Annotated in this window: 1 protein-coding gene; it reads left to right on the top strand. The window is 48.4% G+C overall.

Features of this window, described 5'->3' with window-relative positions:
* Positions 1–256, top strand: a 256-nt coding sequence (locus HBA93_RS22130; protein ID WP_502910178.1) for a phosphoketolase family protein, incomplete at both ends; no start/stop codon positions are given.

Genomic DNA, 256 nt, shown 5'->3' with positions numbered 1-256 from the left:
ATGGCGCTGCAATCCCCGCAGCATCATCCGCATGGTATTGCCGACAGTGAATTTGATGCGCTTTTCACTACTGACCGTCCGGTGATTTTCGCCTATCACGGCTATCCGTATCTGATCCACCGTCTGGTTTATAAGCGCAATAACCATCCGAATTTCCATGTGCGTGGCTTTATCGAAAAAGGCACCACCACAACGCCGTTTGATATGGCTGTGATGAACGAACTTGATCGTTATCATCTGGCGATTGAAGCACTTA

The sequence above is a fragment of the Ochrobactrum sp. SFR4 genome, from assembly GCF_019730395.1.
In the GTDB taxonomy this organism is placed as follows: Bacteria; Pseudomonadota; Alphaproteobacteria; order Rhizobiales; family Rhizobiaceae; genus Pseudochrobactrum.
The sequence above is the reverse complement of the archived record's forward strand: the minus strand, read 5'-3'. Positions and strand labels throughout refer to the sequence as shown.